Source organism: Derxia lacustris, from assembly GCF_002105195.1.
Taxonomy (GTDB): domain Bacteria; phylum Pseudomonadota; class Gammaproteobacteria; order Burkholderiales; family Burkholderiaceae_E; genus Derxia; species Derxia lacustris.
The window spans coordinates 37,148-55,136 of the sequence record NZ_MUHU01000027.1; the positions used below are offsets into that span (position 1 = coordinate 37,148).

17 protein-coding genes and 2 tRNA genes are annotated in these 17,989 nt (G+C 70.7%); 2 read left to right on the top strand and 17 right to left on the bottom strand.

Annotation, left to right across the window (positions count from 1 at the left end; genetic code table 11):
- Positions 1-49 precede the first annotated feature (49 nt).
- From B9P64_RS18970 to B9P64_RS19035, 14 genes are all read right to left on the bottom strand, one after another.
- Positions 50-125: transfer RNA gene (locus tag B9P64_RS18970), tRNA-Lys, on the bottom strand.
- Positions 126-262: 137 nt separating this feature from the next.
- Positions 263-338 (bottom strand) — tRNA-Lys (locus B9P64_RS18975).
- 139 nt (positions 339-477) lie between these two features.
- Positions 478-1,182 carry a 7-cyano-7-deazaguanine synthase QueC gene (gene queC, locus B9P64_RS18980; protein WP_085317746.1) on the bottom strand — a complete coding sequence of 235 codons (705 nt, stop codon included), beginning with the start codon at positions 1,180-1,182 and terminating at the stop codon, positions 478-480.
- Between the two features lie 9 nt (positions 1,183-1,191).
- The gene (ybgF, locus tag B9P64_RS18985) at positions 1,192-1,953 is read right to left on the bottom strand and encodes a tol-pal system protein YbgF (RefSeq protein WP_085317747.1); all 762 of its coding nucleotides are present in this window, start codon (positions 1,951-1,953) and stop codon (positions 1,192-1,194) included.
- 89 nt (positions 1,954-2,042) lie between these two features.
- Positions 2,043-2,567 (bottom strand): peptidoglycan-associated lipoprotein Pal, encoded by a 525-nt coding sequence (gene pal, locus B9P64_RS18990; protein WP_176256893.1) that lies wholly within the window; start codon positions 2,565-2,567, stop codon positions 2,043-2,045.
- A 108-nt stretch (positions 2,568-2,675) separates the two neighbouring features.
- The gene (gene tolB, locus B9P64_RS18995; protein ID WP_085317748.1) at positions 2,676-3,971 is read right to left on the bottom strand and encodes a Tol-Pal system beta propeller repeat protein TolB; all 1,296 of its coding nucleotides are present in this window, start codon (positions 3,969-3,971) and stop codon (positions 2,676-2,678) included.
- Between the two features lie 5 nt (positions 3,972-3,976).
- On the bottom strand, positions 3,977-5,128 hold the full coding sequence (gene tolA / locus B9P64_RS19000; RefSeq protein WP_235840048.1) for a cell envelope integrity protein TolA: 1,152 nt from the start codon (positions 5,126-5,128) through the stop codon (positions 3,977-3,979).
- Between the two features lie 13 nt (positions 5,129-5,141).
- Positions 5,142-5,579 carry a protein TolR gene (tolR, locus tag B9P64_RS19005; protein ID WP_085317750.1) on the bottom strand — a complete coding sequence of 146 codons (438 nt, stop codon included), beginning with the start codon at positions 5,577-5,579 and terminating at the stop codon, positions 5,142-5,144.
- An 11-nt stretch (positions 5,580-5,590) separates the two neighbouring features.
- Positions 5,591-6,265 (bottom strand): protein TolQ, encoded by a 675-nt coding sequence (gene tolQ / locus B9P64_RS19010; RefSeq protein WP_085317751.1) that lies wholly within the window; start codon positions 6,263-6,265, stop codon positions 5,591-5,593.
- A gap of 36 nt (positions 6,266-6,301) precedes the next feature.
- On the bottom strand, positions 6,302-6,706 hold the full coding sequence (ybgC, locus tag B9P64_RS19015; protein ID WP_085317752.1) for a tol-pal system-associated acyl-CoA thioesterase: 405 nt from the start codon (positions 6,704-6,706) through the stop codon (positions 6,302-6,304).
- Positions 6,707-6,808: 102 nt separating this feature from the next.
- Entirely contained in the window at positions 6,809-7,894 is a 1,086-nt protein-coding gene (gene ruvB / locus B9P64_RS19020; RefSeq protein ID WP_085317753.1) for a Holliday junction branch migration DNA helicase RuvB, read from the bottom strand.
- Positions 7,895-7,916: 22 nt separating this feature from the next.
- Entirely contained in the window at positions 7,917-10,031 is a 2,115-nt protein-coding gene (locus tag B9P64_RS19025; RefSeq protein ID WP_085317754.1) for a M3 family metallopeptidase, read from the bottom strand.
- A 152-nt stretch (positions 10,032-10,183) separates the two neighbouring features.
- Positions 10,184-11,245: an NAD(P)-dependent alcohol dehydrogenase gene (locus tag B9P64_RS19030; protein WP_085317755.1), complete on the bottom strand. Its 1,062-nt coding sequence runs from the start codon at positions 11,243-11,245 to the stop codon at positions 10,184-10,186.
- Between the two features lie 23 nt (positions 11,246-11,268).
- Complete coding sequence (locus B9P64_RS19035; protein ID WP_085317756.1) at positions 11,269-12,264, bottom strand: aldo/keto reductase; 996 nt, start codon at positions 12,262-12,264, stop codon at positions 11,269-11,271.
- 160 nt (positions 12,265-12,424) lie between these two features.
- Between B9P64_RS19035 and B9P64_RS19040 the strand changes: the two genes are divergently transcribed.
- Positions 12,425-13,390, top strand: a complete 966-nt coding sequence (locus tag B9P64_RS19040; protein WP_085317757.1) for a LysR family transcriptional regulator — start codon at positions 12,425-12,427, stop codon at positions 13,388-13,390.
- Positions 13,387-15,687, top strand: coding sequence for a prolyl oligopeptidase family serine peptidase (locus B9P64_RS19045; RefSeq protein WP_085317758.1), 2,301 nt, complete (start codon positions 13,387-13,389; stop codon positions 15,685-15,687). The genes B9P64_RS19040 and B9P64_RS19045 overlap by 4 nt, the downstream gene beginning before the upstream one ends.
- An 85-nt stretch (positions 15,688-15,772) precedes the next feature.
- Here the strand turns inward: B9P64_RS19045 and B9P64_RS19050 are convergent, their stop codons facing one another.
- The 3 genes from B9P64_RS19050 to B9P64_RS19060 all read right to left on the bottom strand — a co-directional run.
- Positions 15,773-16,921, bottom strand: a complete 1,149-nt coding sequence (locus B9P64_RS19050; RefSeq protein ID WP_085317759.1) for a lipid A deacylase LpxR family protein — start codon at positions 16,919-16,921, stop codon at positions 15,773-15,775.
- 35 nt (positions 16,922-16,956) lie between these two features.
- The gene (gene ruvA, locus B9P64_RS19055) at positions 16,957-17,559 is read right to left on the bottom strand and encodes a Holliday junction branch migration protein RuvA (RefSeq protein WP_085317760.1); all 603 of its coding nucleotides are present in this window, start codon (positions 17,557-17,559) and stop codon (positions 16,957-16,959) included.
- Between the two features lie 155 nt (positions 17,560-17,714).
- Positions 17,715-17,989, bottom strand: a 275-nt coding sequence (locus B9P64_RS19060) for a crossover junction endodeoxyribonuclease RuvC (RefSeq protein WP_176256894.1), incomplete at its 5' end; no start/stop codon positions are given.

Below are 17,989 nucleotides of genomic sequence, written 5' to 3' on the forward strand. Positions count from 1 at the left end.
GCAAACTGAACCAGGCTTTGGAACCCGCGCTGAACGGCGGAAGGGGGATTGGTGGGCCCTGAGTGGCTCGAACACTCGACCTACGGATTAAGAGTCCGCTGCTCTACCAACTGAGCTAAGAGCCCCCCGTTTACAGCATTCGGCAACATTGCTTTGCCGAACTTTCTTTCCTGTTGCTGCCAAGGAAAGACCGCAAGTATAGCGATGTTTCCGAAAGCTGCAACTGCGATGTTGTACTGATGCTTCAACACCACAGTGACGTTGGTGGGTCGTGCGGGACTCGAACCTGCGACCAACGGATTAAAAGTCCGCTGCTCTACCGACTGAGCTAACGACCCTGCAATTGCTTCGTCACTCTACCTGTCGCCAAATAAATTCAAGCGACAGGCAGCCGAAGATTATAGCTGCCCAATTTCGATACGGTCAAAACCGGCGTTGGATGCCAATGGGCGAAATGCCGGCCACGAAACTGTGCACTCAGGCTTGGCGATAGCGCGTGGGATCGGCAACGCCAGCGTCGATGAAGCCTTGCCGCCGCAGCCGGCAAGCGTCGCAGACGCCGCAGGCATGACCGTGCTCGTCGGCCTGGTAGCACGACACCGTCATGCCGAAATCGACGCCGCGCGCCATGCCGGCCTTGACGATGTCGGCCTTCGACAGGTCGATGATCGGCGCATGCACCTTCATGCCCTGGCCTTCGACGCCGGCCTTGGTGGCGAGGTTGGCGAGCGTGGTGTAGGCGTCGACATAGGCCGGCCGGCAATCCGGATAGCCCGAGTAATCGACCGCATTGGCGCCGAAGAAGATGTCGGTCGCGCCGAGCACCTCGGCCCAGCCGAGCGCGATCGACAACATGATGGTGTTGCGCGCCGGCACATAGGTGACCGGAATGGTGCCGGCGGCGGCCGGCGCGGTCGGCACGTCGATCGCGGTATCGGTGAGGGCAGAGCCGTGCGGGCCGTGGAACAGGTGCGACAGGTCGAGGCTGACCACCTCGTGGCGCACCGCGCCGAGCGCCGCGGCGACCTTGCGCGCGGCATCGAGTTCGGCGCTGTGGCGCTGGCCGTAATGCAGCGACAGCGCATGGCAGGCGAAGCCCTGCTCGCGCGCGATGGCCAGGACGGTGGCCGAATCCATGCCGCCGGAAAGCAGCACGACGGCGGGACGGACGGTAGCAGTCATGGCGTGGCCTTACTTGACGGTGGCAAGCCGGTCCTTGGCGCTGGCGGCGGCCGGCGAGTCCGGGTACTTGATGGTGATGGCCATGAAGGTGGTGCGCGCGTTCTTCTTGTCGCCGAGCTCGACCTGCGAGTTGCCGACATTGAGCAGCGCATCGGGCACGCGGGCGCTGTCGGGCCAGGCCTTGATGTAGGCGCGATGGGTGTCGATGGCCTTGGCGAAGTCGCGCGTGGCGAACTGGGCGTTGCCGAGCCAGAAGGTGGCGAGGCCGGCATAGGCGCCGTCCGGATAGCGCGCCAGATACTGGCTGAAGCCGTCGGCGGCGCGCTGGAACTGGCTCTGCCGGAAGGCCTCGAAGGCGGCGTTGTAGGCCTTGATCTGCTCGGGCTCGACGGCGACCTGCTGGCCGTCGATGGTGACCTGCTGCGGCTCGCTGCGCTTGAGGCGCGAGTCGATGTCGGCGTAGTAGTCGCGCTGCTTGCGCTGCTGGTCGGCGAGGTCGCGCTGGAGCGTCTCGATCACGCCGCGCAGCCGGGCGATTTCCTGGCTGAGGCTGTCGTTCTGCTGGGCGCTGTCGAACTGGAGCTTGGTGAGCCGCTTTTCGAGCTGGTCGGCGCGGTCGCGGTCGGTGTCTTGCGTGGACTTGATCTGGTTGCGCAGATCGAGGATGGCGCGGCGGGCTTCGTCATCGTCGAAGAGGCCGGCGCGGGCCGGGGAGAGGGCGGCCAGGCTCAGGCTGAGCATGGCCACGGCGGGCAGGACTTTACGGATCATGAGGAGAGCTGGGCCGCGGACGCTGGAAGCGGCCGATTCTACGTCGGCCCCCTGGCGGCGCGCCCAGTGCTCCCCGCTGCCTGCGCCGCTTATTGGTAACGCAGATCGGCGCGGCGGTTTTCGGCCCACGAGGCTTCGTCATGGCCGGTGGCCTTGGGCTTTTCCTTGCCGAAGCTGACGGCTTCGAGCTGGGCTTCGGGCGCGCCGACCAGGGTCAGGGCCTTGCGCACGGCTTCGGCACGCTTCTGGCCGAGGGCCAGGTTGTATTCGCGCGTGCCGCGTTCGTCGGCATTGCCTTCGATCGACACCTTGCGGTCGGCGCGCGAGGCCAGGTACTTGCCGTGCGCGTCGATCGTGCCCTGGTAGTCGGCCTTGATCGCGTAGCTGTCGAAGTCGAAGTACACGCTGCGCTTGGCCAGCGCGCTTTGCGGATCGTTCAGCGGATCGACGGCGACCGGGGCGACGGTGCGGGCGTCGGCCTTGGGGGCCGGGGCCGGCGTGGCGGCGGCCGGGGCGGTGACGATCGGCGCCGGGGCGGTTTCGACGGGGACCTTGCTGGAGCAGGCGGCGAGGGCAGCCAGGGCGGCCAGCGAGAGGGCGGTGCGCATCTTCATGGAGGTTTCCTTTTGCAGCGTGGGCGGGAAGAAAGGTACTGCGGGTAGACGGCGCATCGCGGGACGCGGTGCGCGGGACGGGCGCCACCTTGCGGCGACGCCACGGATTCAGTTCATGAACGGGCCCCAGGTGGGCTCGCGGACATCGCCGCTGGCCACGGTGAGGCGGGAGCGGATGCGCCCGTCGGTCGAGACCATGCCGAGCGCATCGCGGCCGCCGGCGGTGGTGGCGTAGAGCAGATAGCGGCCGTTCGGCGCGAAGCTCGGGCTCTCGTCCATCGGGCCTTCGGTGAGCAGCAGCTCGTCGCTGGTGGCCAGATCCATCACCGCCACGCGGAAGCGGCCTTCGCGGCGCGCCACGTAAGACAGCTGCTTGCCGTCGCCCGACAGGCGCGGGCTGGTGTGGTAGTCGCCCTTGAAGGTGAGCCGCTGGGCATCGCCGCCGCCGACCGGCATGCGGTAGATCTGCGGGCCGCCGCTGCGGTCGCTGGTGAAGTAGATGTAGCCGCCGTCGGGCGAGAACACCGCCTCGGTATCGATGGCCGACGAGCTGGTGATGCGGCGCGGCGCACCGCCGCCGGTGGCGCTCAGCAGATAGATCTGGCTGGTGCTGTTGAGCGTGAGCGTGACGGCGATGGTGCGGCCGTCGGGCGACCAGGCCGGCGCCGAATTGCTGCCGCGAAACTCGGCCACCACGCGGCGCTGCCCGGTCGGCAGCGAATGCGCATAGACGATCGGCTTGCGGCGCTCGAAGGACACGTAGGCGAGCTGGGTGCCGTCCGGGTTCCACGCCGGGCTGATGATCGGCTCGCCCGAGGTCAGCGCCGGCAGCGCGTTTTCGCCGTCGGAATCGGCCACCTGCAACTGGTATTGCGTGCCGCGCTTGAGCACATAGGCGATACGGGTGGCGAAGATGCCGCGGTCGCCGGTGAGCTTTTCGTAGATCTGGTCGGCGATCTTGTGCGCGGCGAGCCGGATCTGGCTGCTGCCGGGCGTGAACGAGCTGCCGACGACCGATTGCTGGCGCGCCACGTCATGCAGCCGAAAGCGCACGTCGTAGCGGCCGTCGGCCAGCCGCGTGACGCTGCCCACGGCCAGCGCGTCGGCGCCACGGCTCTTCCAGTCGGCGTAGTTGATCTGGCTGTTCTCGTCGAGCGCGGCATTGCCGCCATCGACGATGCGGAACAGCCCGCAGCGCACGAGGTCGGCGCGCACCACGTCGGTGATGGCGGGCAGGTTCTGCGCGGCGAGCGCCGGCTCGTTGGAGAAGGCGGCGATGGCGACCGGAATCTGCCGCGCGCCGACGCCGGTCACGTCGATCTTGAGCTGGGCGCTCGCATTGCCGGCGCCCGCGAGGGCGGCACTGGCAGCGGTGGCGGCGAGGAAATCGCGTCTTTGGGTCATGGGGATCAACGGTCCTTGGGCCGATGGGAAACGTCGAATTCGCGCGGCGGGCGGCCGCTGGCGTCGGGCGGGAAGGGCGCGCTCTTGCGGATCGCGCGTTCGACCGCCTCGTCGAAGCCGGGCACGCCCGAGGATTGGGTCTTGCGCAGGTCGAGCACATCGCCGGTCGGGTCGAGGGTGACGTGATAGACGACCGGCGGATTGCCTGAAAGCGAATCGGGCACGTCGAAAACCGTATTGCTGCGGATTTTTTGCGCCACGCGGCCGGCATAGCCGCCGTCGCCGCGCGGGCCGCTGCTGACCGCATCGCGGCCGGTGCCGGATTGGCCGCTGCCGTTGCCGCCGGTGGCGCTGGTCGGGCCGCTGGCGCCGCTGCCGCCAGCCATGGCGGACATGCGCGCCAAATCCTTGTCGAAGCGTTGCTGCGCAGCGGCCTTGGCGGCGGCGTCGGCCTTGGCTTTTTCGGCCGCATCGGCCTTGGCCTTGGCGGCGGCATCGGCCTTGGCTTTCGCGTCGGCATCCGCCTTGGCCTTGGCATCCGCGTCGGCCTTGGCCTTCGCGGCGGTGGCATCGGCCTGGCGCTTGCGGTCGTCCTCGGCCTTGCGCTGCTGGTCGGCCTTCAGTTGATCGGCCTTGAGCTGGTCCTGGCGCTTGCGTTCGGCGAGGTCGCGCTGGCGCGCGTCGTCGAGCTTCTGCTGCTCGATGCGCTTGCGCTCGGCGGCCTGCTCGGCTTCCTTCTGCGCCTGGGCGGCGGCGCGCTGGCGTTCGAGCGCGATGTCGGCCTTGGTGGGCGCGGGCGGCACGACCGGCGCGGGCGGCGGCGGCACCGGGCGCGGCGGTGGCACGGGTTGCGGCGTGGGCTGCGGCGGCGTGGGCGGCACGACCACCTCCTCGCGCGGCACCGGTCGGGTTTCTTCCGGCGCGGGCTCGGCCGGCGTCTCGGCCTTGGGCGCGGCGCCGCTCTCGCGAATGGTTTCGGACCACAGCTCGGCCTGCACCGCCGCCGGCTCCTCGGTATGCCAGGCCACGCCCAGCGCCAGCAGCGCAAACAGCAGCCCATGCATGCCGAGCGCGAGCGCGAATGGCTTGATCCAGCCCGGATCGCGGCGGCGCTCGGGGCGGCGCGGATTGATCGGCATCTGAAGTGCGGAAGTCACGGCGCGGTCGGGCTCAGGGTTTGGGCAGCACGTTGAGCGCCACCCGCTTCACGTCGGCGCGCTGCAGGCCGCCCATCACCTGGACCACGGTGTCGTACTTCACGTTCTTGTCGCCCGAGATGACCACCGGCGTGTCGGGCCGCGTGGCCTGGATGCGCCGGGCCTCGGCAATGATCGTGGCGATGTCGGCGGCGGTTTCCTGCACGCCCGGCTCGCGCAGCCGCATGAAGGTGCTGCCGTCGGCATGGATCACCACCTCGAACGGCGTGGCCTGCTGCTGCGGCGAGGCGCGGCCGACGCTCGGCAGCTCGACCACCGACGGATTCACGAACGGCGCCGTGACCATGAAGATCACGAGCAGCACGAGCATCACGTCGATATACGGGACCACGTTGATTTCCGCTTTGGCGCGACGGCGGCGGGAACGCGAATTGGATTGCAGGCTTGCCATGACGCGGGCGCTTATTTCTGCCGCAGCAATACGTTGGAGAATTCGTCGACGAAATTGTCGAGGCGGTTGGCAAGGCGGTCGACATCGGCGCTGAAACGGTTGTAAGCGACGAATGCCGGAATGGCGGCAAACAGGCCGATTGCCGTCGCGACCAATGCCTCGGCAATACCGGGCGCCACGCTGGCGAGGGTTGCCTGCTGCACATTCGACAGCCCGACGAAGGCGTGCATGATCCCCCATACGGTGCCGAACAGACCGATATACGGCGAAACCGAACCCACATTGGCAAGAAATGGCAGGCCGCGTTCGAGCGCATCGAGTTCGCGCTGGAATGCCACCCGCATTGCGCGCCGCGTGCCGTCGAGCATCGATTGCGGATCGGCGCCGGGCGTTTGCCGCCACTTCAGGAATTCGCCCATGCCGGCATCGAAGATGCGTTCGAGCGTGCCGGCTTCGGCGCGCTTGGCATGCACCCGCTGATACAGCTTGCCCAGGTCGCCGCCGGACCAGAATTCCTCCTCGAAGCGCTGGGTCTGGCTGGCGGTCTGCCGCAGCAGCAGCAGCTTGCGGAAGATGGTCGTCCACGAGCCGAGCGACATGACGGCGAGGATCGCCATCACGATTTGCACCAGCAGGCTGGCGTGGAGCACGAGCTGGACGATCGAAAGTTCGGGAGACGCGTTCATGCGCAGGCGAGGAGTTTTATGTGAGTGGGCGGCGAATCAATCGGCGCGGGAAAAGATGGCCCTGATTTGCGGCGGCAGCCGGACCGGGCGATTGCGTTGAATATCGAGGCAGGCGAGACGGATGCGGGCGCTGAGCAGCAGATCGTTGTCGCGCCGGATTTCCTGCGCGAGATCGAGACTGGCGCCCGAGATATCGGCCGGTCGGGTGACGATTTCGAGTACATCGTCGAGCCGGGCCGGCGCGAGGTAATCGGCCTCGACCCGCCGCACGACGAATGCCAATCCTTGCTCCGCAATCCATCTGGCCTGATGAATGTCGTGGGCGCGCAGGATTTCGGTCCGCGCGCGTTCCAGGAAACGAAGATAGTTGGCGTAATAAACGATGCCGCCGGCGTCGGTGTCTTCGTAATAGACGCGGACCGCATGTCGAAAGCAGATCATCGAAAAATTGTAACCGACAGGAATGCAGGGACATGGGCCGCGACCTTGCTCGCAGGCCACGGCGGAAAGCAATTGTTTCGAGCGAGGCCGGACGGTTGCACTTCAGGCGCTGCCGTCGTTCCAGAGCTGTGGCGTGGCGGGCACGGGCGCCGCAATCCCGAAGTGCGCATAGGCCGAGGCAGTGGCGACCCGTCCGCGCGGCGTGCGTTGCAGATAGCCCTGCTGGATCAGATAGGGCTCGATCACGTCCTCGATGGTGTCGCGCTCCTCGCCGATGGCCGCCGCGAGGTTGTCGAGCCCGACCGGCCCGCCGCTGAACTTGTGCAGCACCGCCTCCAGCAGCGCGCGGTCCATCAGGTCGAAGCCGACCTTGTCCACATCGAGCATGACCAGCGCCGCCTCGCTCATGGCCATGGTGACCACGCCCTTGCCCTTGACCTCGGCGTAGTCGCGTACCCGGCGCAGCAGCCGGTTGGCGATGCGCGGCGTGCCGCGCGAGCGGCGCGCGATCTCGAATGCGCCGTCGTCGTCGATGCGGGTGTTGAGCAGCCCGGCCGAGCGCACGACGATGCTCGCCAGCTCCTCGGCCGTGTAGAACTCCAGCCGCGCCACGATGCCGAAGCGGTCGCGCAGCGGATTGGTGAGCATGCCGGCGCGCGTGGTGGCGCCGACCAGCGTGAACGGTTGCAGATCGAGCTTGAGGCTGCGCGCCGACGGACCCTCGCCGATCATGATGTCGATCTGGTAGTCCTCCAGCGCCGGATAGAGGATTTCCTCGACCACGGGCGAGAGCCGGTGGATCTCGTCGATGAAGAGCACATCGTTGGCTTCGAGATTGGTGAGGATCGCGGCGAGGTCGCCCGGCCGTTCCAGCACCGGGCCGGAGGTCTGCTTGAGGTTCACGCCCATCTCGCGCGCCACGATGTGCGCCAGCGTGGTCTTGCCCAGGCCCGGCGGGCCGAACAGCAGCACATGGTCGAGCGCCTCGGCGCGCCGGCGCGCCGCCTCGATGAAGATTTCGAGCTGGCCGCGAATCTTCTTCTGGCCCACGTAATCGTCGAGCTGCTTGGGCCGCAGCGCGCGCTCGAAGGCTTCCTCGTTGGGCGAGGCGGGCCGGCCGCTGACCACCCGCGTGGCCTCGGCGGCGGGTGCCGGGCGGCTGCTCAGGGCGTCTCGTTCGATGGGCATGGCGGGCGCTTTCTTGGGGCGATCAGGGGCGGGCGGGGCTGGCCGAGGCGACGCCGGCGTCGGCGGGCGAACCGGCCGCAGCCGGCGCCACCGGCGCGCCCAGTTCTTCGAGGAAGGCGGCATTGCTGATCGGCCGGCCGAGGAAGCGTTCAACCATCAGCTTGGGATCGCGCTGGCCGCCCTGGCTCAGCACCTCGTCGCGATAGCGCTGGCCGAGCGCCGGATCGAGCATGCGGCCGCCGCGAAAGGTCGAGGCCATGTCGAGCGCCAGCACCTGCGACCACAGATAGCCGTAGTAGCCGGCCGCATAGCCGCCGCTGGCGATGTGCTCGAAGCCGGCCGGAAACCAGGTGTCGGCCACATGCCCGAGCGGCGTCGCGCCTTCGAGCCGGTTCCACAGCGCGCCGGCATCCTGCGGCGCGCCGGAATAGAGCTGCATGTCGTAGCTGGCATAGAGCCACTGGCGCGCGTACTGGATGCCGTTGCCGAAATGGCGCGCCGCCTGGAGCTTGCCGATCTGCGCCGCGCTCAGTTGCGGGCAGGTCTTGCAGAGCTGGCTGAACAGCGCCAGCGACTCGGTCTGCCAGGCCCATTCCTCGGCCATCTGCGACGGCGCCTCGACGAAATCGCGCTTGACCGCCGTGCCCGACTGGTCGAGATAGCGCACGCGCGACAGCGCGCCGTGCATCACATGGCCGAACTCATGCAGCAGCGTTTCCAGCTCGTCGTGATTGAGGCCCTTGCGATTGAAATTGGTGACCAGCGCGCCGAGCGGCCGGCGACCGAGCGGCGCCGACGCGCCGCGCAGCGGGAAGGCCGCCGCATGCCCGTACTTGTCCTTGCGCGGAAACAGGTCGAGATAGACGCCGGCCACGAAGGCGCCCGGCTTGCCGTCGGCGGTCGCGTCGAACACGTCGAAATAGCGCACGTCCGGATGCCAGGCCTTGACCTTGCGCTCGACGAAGCGCAGCCCGTAGAGCGTCTCGTTGATGCGCAGCGCGAAGGCGATCGCGGCCTCGGTCGGGAAGTACTTGCGCAGCGCTTCCTGGTCGATGTCGAACTTCTGCCGGCGCACCAGCGCGTCGTAATAGGCGGTGTCCCAGCGCTCGACGGTGACGGCGTCGAGCGGCTTGCCGAGCTCGCGCGCCTTGGCTTCGCGCAGCACCGCGATGTCGGCCTTCTCGCCGTCGGTCACGGCGCGCCCGACCTGACCGAGGAAGTCGAACACGGTGGCCGGCGTGCCGGTCATGCGCCGGCGCAGCGCAAAGGTGGCGAAGTCGGGCTGGCCGTAGAGCGCGGCCAGCTCGGTGCGGGTGGCGACCAGGCGATTCAGCAGCTCGATGTTGGGCTGGCCGCCCTTGCGCTGGAATGCGGTCCAGTAGCGCCGGCGCGCGTCCTCGCTGCGCGCCTGTTCCATGAACGGGCGGTACTGCGGATAGCTCAGGTCGAGCTGGACATTGCCGGCGGCATCGCGCGGCAGCGCCTTGACATAGTCGGGCGGCAGCCCGGCCAGCTCGGCCGGCGTCATCGTCACCGTGGTCTTGTCCTCGCGCAGCCGCTTGCTGAACTGCTGGCCCAGCTCGTTGAGCTGGCTTTGCAGCGCGCGCACCCGGTCGCGCTTGTCGGCCGGCAGGCTGACGCCGTTGTCCTCGAAGCCGTCGAGCAGGTCGCGCCGGTAGGCCGCGTCGATGTCGTCGGCCGGCACGAAGTCGCGCACGCGGCGGTACAGCGCATCGCTCTGGAACAGCTCGGCGACAAAGGGCGTGTACTTGAGCGCGCAGGCGTCGGCGGCATCGCGCGTGGCCTTGTCAGGCCAGGTGTTGGCGACCAGTTCGAGCGGGCCGAAGAAGTCTTCGGTCTGGCGCGACAGCTGGTTGAGATCGGCGAGCACGCCGGCCGGCTCGGCCTTGGCCTCGATCGCCGCCTTGAACTTGCGCGCACGTTCCAGCTCGGCATCGCAGCGGCCGGCGATGGCGGCGGCGTTGACGACCGGCAGCAGCGTGCGCGGCACCGCGTCGGCGGCTTGCGCGGCGGGCGGCGGCGCCAGTGCGGCAAGCGCCAGACCGGCGGCAAGCAGCTGCCGGCGCAGCGCGACAGAACGGGAAGGAACGGCGGACGAGGCGGGCAGTCGGGGCATCTTGGGCGGCGGGATGGAGTCGAAGGCACGCCGGCTGCACGGGCCGGGCGGGGGAGCGGGCGAGTCTAAACCGCGCCTGCCCTGCAACCAGCTTCGACACATCGGGCGCGGCCGGGACTGCCGGTCCGGGCGCGCCGCCGTCGCCGACCGCTTCAGCCGGGCTGGCTGAGCGAGGCCATGTCGATGACGAAGCGGTACTTCACGTCGCTGCGCAGCATGCGTTCATAGGCCGCGTCGATGTCCTGGATGCGGATCGTCTCGATGTCGGACGCGATGCCGTGCTCGCCGCAGAAATCGAGCATCTCCTGCGTCTCGGCGATGCCGCCGATCAGCGAGCCGGCCACGGCCTGGCGGCCCAGCACCAGCGGCGCCGAATTCAGCGCCGGCTCCAGCGGCCCCAGATAGCCGAGCAGCACCAGCGTGCCGCCGTTGGCCAGCGTCGGCACATAGGGATTCACGTCGTGGACGGTGGGCACGGTGTCGAGGATGAGGTCGAAGCGGTGCGCCACGGCGGCCATCTGCGCCTCGTCGGTGGAAATGACGATGTGATCGGCGCCGAGCCGGCGCGCATCGGCCTCCTTGCCCGGCGAGCGCGAGAACAGCGTGACCTCGGCGCCCATCGCATGCGCGAGCTTGAGCGCCATGTGGCCGAGGCCGCCGAGGCCGACCACCGCCACCTTGCTGCCCGGTCCCACCTTCCAGTGGCGCAGCGGCGAGTACGTGGTGATGCCCGCGCACAGCAGCGGCGCGGCGCCGGCCAGATCGAGGCCGTCGGGCAGCTTGAGCACGAAGGCGTCGCTGACCACGATCCGCTCGGAATAGCCGCCGTGCGTGGGCAGGCCGTCATGCCGGTCGACATCGTTGTAGGTCAGCGTCATGCCGTTTTCGCAGTACTGCTCCCAGCCCTTGCCGCAGGCGGCGCAATGCCGGCACGAGTCGACCAGGCAGCCGACGCCGACCGCGTCGCCGACCTTGAAGCGCGTGACCTCGGCACCGACCGCGCGCACCCGGCCGACGATCTCGTGGCCCGGCACCATCGGATAGACCGCATTGCCCCAGTCGTTGCGCACGTTGTGGATGTCGGAATGGCAGACGCCGCAGAACAGGATGTCGATGACGACATCGTCGGGGCGCGGATCGCGGCGGTCGAAGTCGAACAGGCCGAGCCGACCGGTGGGCGAATGGGCGGCATAGCCGCGAACGGGGAAGGTCATGGGGATGTCCTGGGAGTGAGGGTTCAGCGGCCGGTCAGCGCTTCGAGCTGTTCGGGGTAGCGCGCGCCCTGTACCGCGATGTGCGCGGCGGCCCGGTCGATGTCGGCGAGGTCGGCGGGCGTGAGTTGCAGCGCGATCGCGCCGAGGTTTTCCTCCAGCCGCGCGAGCCTGGTCGTGCCCGGAATCGGCACGATCCACGGCTTGCGCGCCAGCAGCCAGGCGAGCGCCACCTGCGCCGGCGTGGCCTGTCGGGCCGCGCCGATGCCGCGCAGCAGCTCGACCAGCGCCAGATTGGCTTCGCGCGCCTCGGGCGCGAAGCGCGGCAGCGAGTTGCGGAAGTCGCCGCTCTCGAAGCTGCTCTGCGCGCCGATGGCGCCGGTGAGAAAGCCCCGGCCGAGCGGCGCATAGGGCACGAAGCCGATGCCTAGTTCCTCCAGCGCCGGCAGCAGTTCGGCTTCGGGGCCGCGCGTCCACAACGAGTATTCGCTCTGCACGGCCGTGACGGGCTGCACCGCGTGCGCGCGCCGGATCGTCGCGGCCGACGGCTCGGACAGGCCGAAGTGCTTCACCTTGCCGGCCGCGATCAGCGCTTTCACCGCGCCGGCCACGTCCTCGATCGGCACGTCGGGATCGACGCGGTGCTGGTAGAACAGGTCGATGCAGTCGATGCCCAGCCGCTTGAGCGAGGCGTCGGCGACGGCCTTGATGTGCTCGGGCCGGCTGTTCAGGCCCGACCAGCCCGGCTTGCCGGCCGGATCGACGTTGAAGCCGAACTTGGTCGCGATGACCACGCGCTCGCGCAGCGGCCGCAGCGCCTCGCCGAGCAGGGTTTCGTTGACGAACGGCCCGTAGACCTCGGCGGTGTCGAAGAAGCTGACGCCGCGTTCGACGGCGGCGCGCAGCAGCGCCACCATTTCCTGCCGGTCGGGCGGCGTGCCGTAGGACATGCTCATGCCCATGCAGCCGAGGCCGAGGGCCGACACTTCGAGGCCGCTGCTGCCGAGTTGACGTTGCTTCATGGCGGTTCCTTGCGATGCGATGGAAATGCCGGGCCCGCAGATGCAGGTCGGCTCAGGGCGCACCTTAGGCCCGCCGTTATCAAGGCACTAGCCACGAAACACTTGAACCACACGCAAGCCGAAATTGATAATCGGCAGCCGTTTCCGGGGGAGTTTGCGCATGGCAATCAACGAACTGCGCGCCATCGCCATGTTTGCCAAGGCGGTCGAGCTGGGCAGCCTGCGGCGTGCGGCGGCGGCCCAGGGCGTGAGCCCGCAGGCGGCCAGCCAGGCGCTGGCGCAGCTCGAGGAGCATCTGGGCGTGCGGCTGCTGCACCGCACCACACGCGCCATCGCCCTCACCGACGAGGGCCGGCAATTCCTCGAAGCCACGCAGCCGGCCATCGCCGCGCTCGACCGCGCGCTGCAACGCGTGCGCAATGCCAAGGACGACATCGCCGGGCCGCTGCGCATCGTCGGGCCGCAGTCGGTATTCGTGCCGGTCGTGTGGCCGCTGATCGACGAGTTCTGCGCCGCCCATCCCGGCGTGCAGCCCGACGTTCAGCTCGACGACCGCATCGGCGACTGGGTGCGCGAGCGGGTCGATGTGGGTTTCCGTTTCGGCACCTCGGCCGAGGAGGGAGTGATTGCGCGGCGGCTGTTCTCGCTCCAGCTCATCGTCTGCGCCACGCCCGACTACCTCGCGCGGCATGGCGCGCCGCGCAGCGTGGACGAGCTGGCGCTGCATCGCTGCTGCGTGTTCCGCCATCCGGTCAACGGGCGGCTGCTGCCGTGGGAACTGTCGGTGGACGGCCAGCGCGTGCAGCGCGACATGGCGCCGGCCATCACCACCAACGATGCCGAGATGGAGGTGCGGGCGGTGCTGTCGGGTCAGGTGATCGGCCAGCTGACCGGCATTTCGGCGGCCGAGCCGATCCGCGCCGGCCGGCTGGTGCCGCTGCTGACGGCGCATGTGGCCGAGCATCTGGGCGTGCATGTGTATTACGGCAGCCGCAGCGCGCTGCCGAGCCGGGTGCGCGCCTTCATCGATCTGGCGGTGGCGCGGCTGGGCGACAGCACGCGCTGGGCGCTGTCGGCGCAGGAACTGGCGACGGCCGAGGCGCGCGGCCGGGCGGTGGCGGCATGAGCGCCGCGTCTGCCGCCTGGCCGGCATGGCGATCGGCTGGCCCGATGTGCGCCGCGCTGCGCCGGCTGCTGGCGCTGCTGGTCCTGGCCGCCGGCGCGCGCGTCGGCGCCGAGCCGCCGCCCGTGCCCGCCGCGCCGCGCGTGCCCGAGCGTCCGGCGCTCGACTTCTATTACGGCGAGGTGCTGCGCGACCCCTGGCGCTGGCTCGAGAACCTCGGCGATCCGAGCGTGCTCGACTGGCTGCATGCCGAGGGCCTGTACGCCAGCCGCGTGCTGGCCGCGCTGCCGCAGCGTCAGGCGCTGCGGCGCGCGCTGGCCGACGCCGAGGCCGAGCTGCCCTTCGTCATCGATGCGCCGCGCCGGCTGCCGGGCGGCGCGCTGGTCTATCTCAAGCGCGAACGCGGCGCCAACCAGTTCCGGCTGGTGCAGCGCGCCGGGCCGACCGCGCCCGAGATCGTGTTGGTCGATCCCGATGCGCTCGAACGCCGCAGCGGCCGGCCGCATGCGATCGACTGGTTCGAGCCCGCGCCCGACGGCCGCGTGGTGGCCTACGGTCTGTCGGTGGCCGGCGCCGAGAATGCCGCGCTGCATCTCATCGACGTGCGCACGCGGCGCGAACTGGGCACGCCGGTCGAGGGCGCGGCGCGCGGCGAAGTCGCCTTCGCGCCCGACGGACGCGAGCTGTGGTTTGCGCGTCTGCCGCCGGCCGGCATCGACAGCCCGGCCACCGACCGCTATCGCGGCAGCCGGCTCTGGCGCCTGACGGTCGGCGCGCCGGCGGCCAGCGCGCGGCTGGTGCCGCTGCCCGGCGACGAAGACCTCGACGCGCCCGAGATCGGCCCGCCGACGATCCGCTTTCCGGCGCTGCTGCTGTCCGACGACGGCGATGCGGTCGCGCGCTTTACCGACGGCGTGACCGCCGCGCTGGAGCTGTGGCATGCGCGGCTCGACGACCTGCGTGCCGGCCGGCCGGCGTGGCGGCGGCTCGCGCGGCGCGAGGACGGCGTGGTCGATTTCGCATTTGCGCGCGGCCGCGCCTGGGCGCTGGTGGAGCGCGACGCCGCGCGGCGCCGGCTGGTCGGCGCGCCGCTCGCCCGCTTCGACGCCGCCAGCGCGCCGACCCTGGTGGCCGAGAGCCAGCGCGTGCTGGCCGGCATCGCGGTCGCCGCCGACGGGCTGTACGTGGAAGCGCGCGAGGGGCTGGCCAAGCGGCTCTACCGGCTCGACGACGCGGCCGGCGATGCGGGCGCCGCTCCGGCCGGCGCGCGCCCGGGGGCGGCCAGTCCCACCGACGCCGCCCGCCTGCGCCCGATCCCGCTGCCCGCCGGCCTTGGCTTCAGCCTGGCCGACAACGTCGCCGACCGCCGCCTGCCCGGCCTGCTGCTCGATTTGCAAGGCTGGACCGAGCCGCGCTGGCTGGCCGAGGTCGGCGCCGACGGCAGCCTGCGCAACACCGGCCTGCAAGCGCCCGGCCGCGCCCGCGACGAGCTGCTGGCCGAGGACTGGTTCGTGCCGTCGCATGACGGCGTGCTCGTGCCGATGACCGTCATCCGGCGCCGCGACGCGCCGGCCGATGCCAGCCGGCCGGCCATCGTCTGGGCCTATGCCGCCTACGGCGCCACCGAAGACCCGATCTTTTCGCCGTCGCGGCTGGCCTGGGTCCAGGCCGGCGGCGTGTTCGCGGTGGTCGATCCGCGCGGCTCGGGCGTGTACGGGCGCGACTGGCAGGCCGCCGGCAGCGGCGCCGCCAAGCCCAACAGCTGGCTCGACACGCTGGCCTGCGCCGAGGCGCTGGTCGCGCGCCGGCTCACCGCGCCGGAGCGGCTCGGCATCTGGGGCGCGAGCGCCGGCGCCATCGTGGCCGGGCGCGCCATCACCGAGCGGCCGGCGCTGTTCGGCGCGGCGGTCGTCTCGTCGGGCCTGCTCGACCTGCTGCGCGCCGAGACCGCCGCCAACGGCGTGCCCAACATCGCCGAATTCGGCAGCGTGACCGACGCGGCCGGCTTTGCGGCGCTGCGCGCGATGAGCCCTTATGAGCACATCGCGCCGGGCCAGCGCCATCCGGCGGTGCTGCTGACCGCCGGCATCAACGATCCGCGCGTCGAGCCCTGGCACAGCGCCAAGATGGCGGCCCGGCTGCGCGCCGCCGATCCGGCGCCCGGGGCCGCGCCGGTGCTGCTGCGCATCGACTGGCAGGGCGGCCACGGCCCGGGCAGCACGCGCGCGCAATGGCTCGACGAGCGGGCGGATGTGTTCGGCTTTTTCGCGTGGCGGCTGGGCGGCTTGCCCGGCTTGTGAAGCGCGGCGGCGGCGCGGGCCGCGCATGGCGTGCGCGACATGGCCGCCGCGCAGCCGCGCCTGCCGATGCGCCGCAGCGCCGCCCTCAGCAGCCGCAGGTATGCGTGAGCTGCACGCCGCCCCAGCGCTCGGGCGTCTCGCCCACGGCCGGGTTGCGCGAGACGTAATCGGCGCCGCGCCGGATCTGCACATAGCTCAGCGTCCAGTCGCGCGCGAAGGCCCAGTGCAGGCCGGCGCTGATCGTGCCGACCGAATGGCGCACATCCACCTCGGGTCGCGGGCCGTAGGTGCCGCCGGTGATGAAGCGGTTGCTGGCGTAGAACTGCGCGCCGGCATGGGCGAAGGCGCTCAGCCCGTGCCAGCCGTCGGCGCCGAGTTCGCGCATGGCGGCGGCGTCGAACACCACGCGCTCATGCACATTGGGCGTGAGCGCCGGCAGCCGTGGCGGCCGCGCGCCCAGCACCAGACCGAGCCCGACCTCGCCGTAGTTGCGCAGCGTGCCGGCCACCGCGCCGGCGTTCACGTCCACGCCGAGCGGGCCCCATTCGGCCGCCCGCAGCACGCCGATCGCCTCGACCTGCGCCGCCGGATGGGCCCGCAACTGGTTGTCCCAGCCGGCCGGATCGTCCGAGCCGACGATCCGATGCACTTCCTTCTGCGCCTGGCGCGCCAGCGACGCCGGCCCGACCACGCCGAGCTTGAGTTCGAGCGAGCGGTAGAAGCCGGCATCGAGCCGGTGCGCCGACAGCGCGGCATAGAGGAGGCCGGCCCAGGGCCGCTCGTCGGGCTGGGGCGTGGCGATGCGGGCATCGCGCGGCGTGTAGGCGAGCTGGCCCAGGCTGAAGTCGAGCGTGGCCGGCCCGCCCAGCAGCGCGCCGCCGAGCTGGCGCGCCGGTTCCAGCCAGCCCGGCGTGGCGGCGGGCGCAAAGCCGTAGTCGAAGCGCCAGCCGCCGGTATAGCCGCCATCGCTGCGCGCCGGCAGCACGAAGCGGTCGTTGTCGAGCAGAAAGCGCCAGCCCGAGATGGCGCTGGCGCGGTCGGCGCTGCCGGCGGCGGCGCTCGGCGCGGCGGCGGTGCGCGCGGCCGGCGTGGCGCCGTCGAAGTCCGCCGGCGTCTGCGCCAGCGCGCCGCCGGGCAGCGTCAGCGCGAGCCATCCGGCGAGCAGCGCGGCGGCCGGCGCCGGTGTGCCATGAAGCTCGGAATCGCGGGTCGGGCGCGGGACGGGGACGGGCATGGCGGGCTCCTGAAACGGCAGACGTCGGGCGGCGATCAACCTCGCGCGAGCAGGCGCAGCGCGGCGCGGATGCCGTCCTCGACCGAGGCGCCGGGCGGCAGCTTCTTGACCACCGCCACCGCCTCGCGCTCCGAGTAGCCGAGCGCGACCAGCGCATTGAGCACATCGGACTGGTCGGCGTCGTTGGCGGCCGTGCCGGGCGCGCCGTCGAGGCCGGCGGGCAGGCCGCCGGCCGGCGCGCCGATCTTGCCCTTGAGTTCGAGCAGCAGCCGCTCGGCGGTCTTCTTGCCGATGCCGGGCACGCGCACCAGCTGGGCCGCCTCCTGCTGGACGATGGCCAGCGCCAGCTCATCGACCGACAGGCCGGACAGCACCGCCAGCGCAATCCGCGCGCCCACGCCGCTGATCTTGAGCAGCTGGCGGAAGGCGGCGCGCTCGGCCTCGGTGGCAAAGCCGTAGAGCAGCTGGGCGTCCTCGCGCACCACGAAATGGGTGCGCAGCGACACCGTCTCGCCGAGCGGCGGCAGGGCGTAGAACGTGCTCATCGGCACGTCCACTTCATAGCCCACGCCGTGCACGTCGACGAGCACGGTGGGAGGCGTCTTTTCGAGCAGGCGGCCGGTGAGCTTGCCGATCATCTTGGGGGCAGTCGGGAGTGAAGGATGGGCGAGCGTAGCCGAGGGGCTGCCACGACAGAGGTGGAAACAAGGCTGCCGCGACAGGCGTCGTGGCGCGCGCGCCGGCGGGCGCCGCGCCATGCGGCCGACCTGGCTGCGCGCCCCTGTCCCGGTGCTCAGCCCACCAGCCGCCCGCCGCGAAAGCGCGCCCGGCCCGAGCGCTGGGTCACGCCGAGCGCTGCTGCCGCCGCGCCGATGCCGTGGCCGGCATGCGCATGGGTGATCGCGCAGGCCAGCGCGTCGGCCGCGTCGGCCTGCGGCGTGCCGCTCAGCGTGAGCAGGCGCACGACCATGTCCTGCACCTGTTCCTTGCGCGCATGGCCGGTGCCGACGGTGGCCTTCTTGACCTGGAGCGCGGTGTACTCGTGCACCGGCCATGCGCGCAAGGAAC

What these genes read in the sequence shown, in the direction of transcription:
- queC (WP_085317746.1), bottom strand. Translation starts at nt 1,182, where the DNA reads ATGACTGCTACCGTCCGTCCCGCCGTCGTGCTGCTTTCCGGCGGCATG.
- ybgF (WP_085317747.1), bottom strand. Translation starts at nt 1,953, where the DNA reads ATGATCCGTAAAGTCCTGCCCGCCGTGGCCATGCTCAGCCTGAGCCTG.
- pal (WP_176256893.1), bottom strand. Translation starts at nt 2,567, where the DNA reads ATGAAGATGCGCACCGCCCTCTCGCTGGCCGCCCTGGCTGCCCTCGCC.
- tolB (WP_085317748.1), bottom strand. Translation starts at nt 3,971, where the DNA reads ATGACCCAAAGACGCGATTTCCTCGCCGCCACCGCTGCCAGTGCCGCC.
- tolR (WP_085317750.1), bottom strand. Translation starts at nt 5,579, where the DNA reads ATGGCAAGCCTGCAATCCAATTCGCGTTCCCGCCGCCGTCGCGCCAAA.
- tolQ (WP_085317751.1), bottom strand. Translation starts at nt 6,265, where the DNA reads ATGAACGCGTCTCCCGAACTTTCGATCGTCCAGCTCGTGCTCCACGCC.
- ybgC (WP_085317752.1), bottom strand. Translation starts at nt 6,706, where the DNA reads ATGATCTGCTTTCGACATGCGGTCCGCGTCTATTACGAAGACACCGAC.
- ruvB (WP_085317753.1), bottom strand. Translation starts at nt 7,894, where the DNA reads ATGCCCATCGAACGAGACGCCCTGAGCAGCCGCCCGGCACCCGCCGCC.
- B9P64_RS19025 (WP_085317754.1), bottom strand. Translation starts at nt 10,031, where the DNA reads ATGCCCCGACTGCCCGCCTCGTCCGCCGTTCCTTCCCGTTCTGTCGCG.
- B9P64_RS19030 (WP_085317755.1), bottom strand. Translation starts at nt 11,245, where the DNA reads ATGACCTTCCCCGTTCGCGGCTATGCCGCCCATTCGCCCACCGGTCGG.
- B9P64_RS19035 (WP_085317756.1), bottom strand. Translation starts at nt 12,264, where the DNA reads ATGAAGCAACGTCAACTCGGCAGCAGCGGCCTCGAAGTGTCGGCCCTC.
- B9P64_RS19040 (WP_085317757.1), top strand. Translation starts at nt 12,425, where the DNA reads ATGGCAATCAACGAACTGCGCGCCATCGCCATGTTTGCCAAGGCGGTC.
- B9P64_RS19045 (WP_085317758.1), top strand. Translation starts at nt 13,387, where the DNA reads ATGAGCGCCGCGTCTGCCGCCTGGCCGGCATGGCGATCGGCTGGCCCG.
- B9P64_RS19050 (WP_085317759.1), bottom strand. Translation starts at nt 16,921, where the DNA reads ATGCCCGTCCCCGTCCCGCGCCCGACCCGCGATTCCGAGCTTCATGGC.
- ruvA (WP_085317760.1), bottom strand. Translation starts at nt 17,559, where the DNA reads ATGATCGGCAAGCTCACCGGCCGCCTGCTCGAAAAGACGCCTCCCACC.